This is a genomic window from uncultured Brachyspira sp., assembly GCF_944393015.1.
Taxonomy (GTDB): Bacteria; Spirochaetota; Brachyspiria; order Brachyspirales; family Brachyspiraceae; genus Brachyspira.
Window position 1 is genome coordinate 1 of the sequence record NZ_CALXYQ010000084.1, and the last position, 5919, is coordinate 5919.

Consider the following 5919-nt stretch of genomic DNA (forward strand, 5'->3'; position numbering starts at 1 on the left):
TGTATGGGCGGAGAGATTCCTATTGCTATAAGAAAAAAAGATTATAAACAGGCTTCAAAATTAGCTGAATATTATAAATCTATTTTCGGAGAAGATTTTTATATAGAACTTCAGGATCATAATATACCTGAAGAGAAATCTTTAAATAGTGCATTATATAAACTTGCTAATCATCATAATATAGAATTGGTTGTAACTAATGATGTGCATTATGTATCAAAAGAAGATGCTAAAGCTCATGAGATACTTTTAGCTATACAAACTAAAGCTACTTTGGATTCTCCAAGAAGATATAAATTCCCAAGCAATGAATTCCATCTAAAAACAGAAGAAGAGATGATGAAGTCATTTGCTAAACTTCCTAAAGCATTTGAAAATACTGTGAAGATAGCAGAGCAATGCCAAGATTTAAATATAATGACTAAGACTTATTATATGCCTAATTACGAGCTTCCTAATGGTGAAACAGAAACAACCGCATTAAGAAATATGTGTATAGATGGGCTTAATAAGTATTATAATAATAATATTCCAAAAGAGGCTATGGATAGACTTGAAATGGAATTAGGTGTTATAGGAAAGATGGGATTTGAAGGATATTTCCTTGTAGTTCAGGATTTCATTAACTATGCAAGAAATCATGATGTTGCAGTAGGACCTGGAAGGGGAAGTGCTGCCGGTTCAATAGTTGCATTTGCTACTGGAATTACAAAAGTTAATCCTCTTGATTATGATTTGCTTTTTGAAAGATTTTTAAATCCTGAAAGAAAAAGCATGCCCGATATAGACGTTGACTTCCAGGATGATAAAAGGGAAGTAATAATAGATTATGTAAAAGAAAAATATGGTAAAGATAATGTTTCTCAAATAGCCACTTTCGGAGCTTTGGGAGGACGCTCTGTTATAAGAGATGTTTGCCGTGTTATGGGTATAGATTTAGCTACTGCTGATAGACTTGCTAAAAGCATACCTGATGATGTTAAAAGAGTTGTAGATATATATGATCACCCTGATTGTGCTGCTTTGGTTAAAGAAATAGAGGGTAACAGAGAATTAAAAAACATGTATGAAATATCTACAAGACTTGACGGTTTAGTAAGGAATGTAGGTTTACATGCTGCTGGTGTTATTATATCATCTCATCCTATAGCCGATTTAGCACCGGTTTATCAGGATTCTAAAACAGGTACTAGAGCTTGTCAGTATGAAATGACTTATGTTGAAAGTGCCGGTCTTATAAAAATGGACTTTTTGGGTATTAAGAACTTAAGACTCATAAAAGATGCTATAAAAGATATAAAAGATAGATATGGTATTGAAATAGATATAGATAAAATTCCATTAGATGATGAAGCTGTTTATGAGATATTTAGAAAAGCTGATACAGGCGGGGTTTTCCAGTTTGAAAGTCCTGGTATGCGTCAAATGCTTATAAATATTCAGCCTACAGGTTTTGATGACTTAGTATCAAGCGTAGCATTGTATCGTCCTGGTCCTTTAAACTCTGGAATGGATAAAGACTATGCCGACAGAAAAAATAAAAGAAAAGAGATAGTATATAAGCACCCTGATTTAGAGCCTATACTTAAAGAGAGTCAGGGAGTATTAATATATCAAGAGCAGATTATGGCTATAAGCCGAGTTATAGGCGGATTTACTGCTGCAGAAGCAGATGATTTAAGAAAGGCTATGGGTAAAAAAATCGTAGAGAAAATGAACTCTATGGAGGAGAAATTTATTAAAGGCGGACTTGAAAGAGGTTATGATAAAGAGTTATTAACTTATTTATTTGATACAATGAAAGGTTTCGCTGAATACGGATTCAATAAATCTCACTCTGTTTGTTATGCATTAATAGCCTATCAAGAAGCTTATATTAAAGCTCATTATCCTATGGAATATTATGTGGCTTTACTCAATACTGTTATAGCTGATACTGATAAAATAGCTTTATATCTTAATGAAATTAAACAGAAAAATATAGAGATAGTTACAGCAAGCGTATTTGAAAGTGATGCTTTATTCTCTCAAAAAGATGGTAAGATAGTTTATGCTTTACATGCCGTTAAAGGTGTAGGTCTTCATGCTGCTTTAGCTATTCAGGAAGAGAGAGAAAAGAATGGACAATTCAAGAATTTAGAAGATTTTGTAAAACGTGTTGATGTTCATTTAGTTAATAGAAAAGTTTATGAAATTCTCATAAAATGCGGAGCTTTCTCTGAATTCGGACATACTGAAAGTGCATTGCTTAGTTCACTTGATGCAATACTTGCTCATGCTTCTAATTATCAAAAGGAAACTTTATCAGGTCAAACTATGTTATTTGATTCTATGTCTGAAGATGACAGCGGAAGTGCTTCTTTGGTAATAGAAAAACAAGTGGAATATGCTTCTAATATTTTAATGGAAAATGAAAAAGAAGTTTTAGGTTTTTCATTAAGATATCATCCTTTTGCAAGATATATTACTAAAATTGATTATAAATATTTCCACAATACTTTGGATATTGATAATCTTAAAGATAAAGATGAGTTTTTGCTTCCTTGCGTTGTTATGTCAGCTATTGAAACAACTACAAAGAAAAATACTCCTATGATTACATTAAAGGTTATGGATATATTTACTGAATATGTATTTTATATTACAGCTAATAGTCAGATAGAGAAATACAAAGATATGCTTGAAGAACAAACAGGAATATTGATAAAAGGACGCAGAGATAAAAATAGATTCTCTGAGAAAATATATAATAATATTGTTGATATCAAATTATTAGATTCTTTCTTAAAAGATAAAAATCTTAAACTCAAAGAAGTAAAAAGAGATAATATAAAAAGAGAGAATAATTCAGAATCAACAACTGAAAATAGACAGGTGCATGTAAATAAAAATGATGCTCCATTTAAAAATACTTCTAATAAAGAGAATGATATTAAAAGATCTGATAATGTTGTTTCCAATGCACCATTTACAAGCAGACCTAATAATAGCATAGCAGTGAAACATACTAACAGCGGTAAGAAGCAATTAGCATTATATATGAATAAAAATATATTTGATGATATGGATTTATTATGTCTTCAAAATGCTATATCTTCAAATCCTGGAGATTATACAATATTCTTAAAATTGAAATCTGAAAGCGGTATGGAAATATTTAAAATAGGTGAGGATTATAAAGTTGATCCTAATCCTAGATTCTTAAATGAAGCTAAAAGTGCATTGAGATCATTAATAGAAATTGAATATGCTTAATTAAAATAATTAAATTATTTTAAAATAATAAAAGGCTTACTGTTAATTTCAGTAAGCCCTTTATTTTATGGAATTAATTATTAAGTTTATTAAATATTATTTTTCAAAAGTTAAACCATCTCCTGATTTTTTCACCTTTATAGTATCTCCTTCTAAATATTTGCCTGCTAGCATTTCTTTAGCTAGAGGATTTTCTATAAAGTTTTGTATAGCTCTTTTTAATGGTCTTGCTCCAAACTGAGGATCATAACCTATATCAGCAATATAGTCTATAGCCTCATCGCTTACATCTAAAGTTATTCTTCTGTCTTTAAGTCTGTTAGCTACTCTTGCTATTTGATTTCTTACTATCTCAGCAATGTATTTTTTGTCAAGTCTAGTAAATGTTATTATCTCATCTATTCTGTTTAAGAACTCTGGTCTAAATGACATTTTTAATAACTCTTGAATTTTTTCTTTGATATCATTAGTATCATTAGCTTCAAGAATTAAGTCAGAGCCTAAATTACTTGTCATTATGATAATAGCATTTTTGAAATCTACTATCCTACCCTGTCCATCAGTAAGTCTTCCATCATCTAACACCTGAAGTAAAACATTAAATACATCAGGGTGAGCTTTTTCTATCTCATCAAACAGTATAACAGAATAAGGTCTTCTTCTCACTGCTTCTGTTAATTGTCCACCTTCATCATAACCCACATATCCCGGAGGAGCTCCTATAAGTCTAGTAACAGAGAATTTCTCCATATACTCACTCATATCTATTCTTGTTAAAGCATGCTCATCACTAAATAAGAAATCAGCAAGTGTTTTAGCAAGTTCTGTTTTACCAACTCCAGTAGGCCCTATGAACAAGAAACTTCCAAGAGGTTTATTTTCATCGGAAAGTCCTGCTCTGTTTCTTCTAATAGCATCAGCAACTGAAGTTATAGCTTCATCTTGTCCTACAACTCTCTTATGTAATACTTCTTCAAGCTGTAAGTATTTTTGTTTTTCACTAGCAAGCATTTTGCTTACAGGTATTCCAGTCCATACAGATATTACTCTAGCTATATCATCTTCAGAAATTTCTTCTCTTAAAAGTCTTTTCTTATCAGAGTTTTTAGCCTCTTCCATAGATTTAGTTGCTTCTTCTAATTTTTTCTGAAGTTCTGGTATTTTACCATATTTTATTTCAGCAGCTTTAGCTAAATTACCTTCTCTTGTATATTGGGTTTCTTTTATATTTAAAGCCTCAAGTTCTTCTTTTAATTTTCTTGTTTCTTCAATTCTTCCTTTTTCATTATCCCATTGAAGTTTCATAGCATTACGTTCTTCAGAAAGTTCAGATAATTCTTTTTCAAGTTTTTCTAATCTTTCTTTAGAAGCGGCATCATTTTCTTTTGAAAGAGCTTGTTTTTCTATATTAAGCTGTAAAATTTTTCTTTCAATTTTATCAAGTTCAGTAGGCTGACTATCTATCTCTATTTTCAATTGGCTTGCAGCTTCATCTACCAAGTCAATAGCTTTATCAGGTAAGAATCTATTAGTTATGTATCTATTAGATAAAACGGCAGCAGCAACTAATGCATCGTCTTTTATTCTGACACCATGATGAACTTCGTATTTATCTTTCAAACCTCTAAGTATTGAAATAGTATCCTCAACACTAGGCTCTTTACAATAAACCTGTTGGAATCTTCTTTCAAGTGCTTTATCTTTTTCAATATATTTTCTGTACTCATCTAAAGTAGTTGCACCTATTGCTCTTAATTCACCTCTAGCTAATGCAGGTTTTAATAGGTTAGAAGCGTCCATTGCACCTTCAGTAGCACCAGCTCCTACAAGAGTATGAAGCTCATCTATAAATAATATTATGTTACCTTCAGATTTTTCTATCTCTGTAATAACAGCTTTTAATCTCTCTTCAAACTCTCCTCTAAATTTAGCACCGGCAACTAATGCACCTAAGTCCAAGGCTAATAATCTTTTGTTTTTAAGTCCGTCCGGTACATCTTGAGAAACTATTCTTCTAGCAAGTCCTTCAACAATAGCAGTCTTACCAACACCAGGTTCACCTATAAGTACAGGGTTGTTTTTTGTTCTTCTCGATAATACCTGCATAACACGTCTTATCTCTTCATCACGTCCTATAACAGGGTCAATTTTTTCAGCCTCTGCTAATGAAGTTAAATCACGGCAGTATTTATCAAGTGCCTGCATTTTAGCTTCTGGGTCTTGGCTATTAACGCTTTGTCCTTTTCTTAAATCTTTTAATGCACTTAAAACTTCTTTCTTACTTATTCCGCTTTTTCTAAGCATGTCGCCTGCTTTGTTATCAGCTTCAACAAGTGCTAAGAATATATGCTCTGTAGATACATATTGGTCTTTCAAAGCATTAGCTTCTTTTTCTGCTTTTGCTAAAACCTTACCAGCATTAGTAGATAGATGTAACTGTACATTTTCACCTGTAACCTTTACGTTTTCATCAACTAATCTTTGAGTTTTATCTATCAATGTATTTATAGGAACACCTATTCTTTCTACTAAAGGCTGAATAAGTCCGTCCTCTTGTTTTAATAATGCTAAAAGTAAATGCTCGCTTTTTATTTCATTATGGTCTTCACCATTAGCTATATTAGCAGCTTCATTTACTGCCTCTTGGGCTTTTATTGTATATTT

The 5919-nt window shown here is 31.6% G+C and carries 2 protein-coding genes; one reads left to right on the forward strand and one right to left on the reverse strand.

Features of this window, described 5'->3' with window-relative positions:
- On the forward strand, positions 1-3255 hold a 3255-nt coding region (gene dnaE / locus Q0K19_RS14720), incomplete at its 5' end, for a DNA polymerase III subunit alpha (protein WP_297249282.1).
- 96 nt (positions 3256-3351) lie between these two features.
- Here the strand turns inward: dnaE and clpB are convergent.
- A partial coding sequence (gene clpB / locus Q0K19_RS14725; RefSeq protein WP_297249284.1) for an ATP-dependent chaperone ClpB occupies positions 3352-5919 on the reverse strand: 2568 nt, incomplete at its 5' end.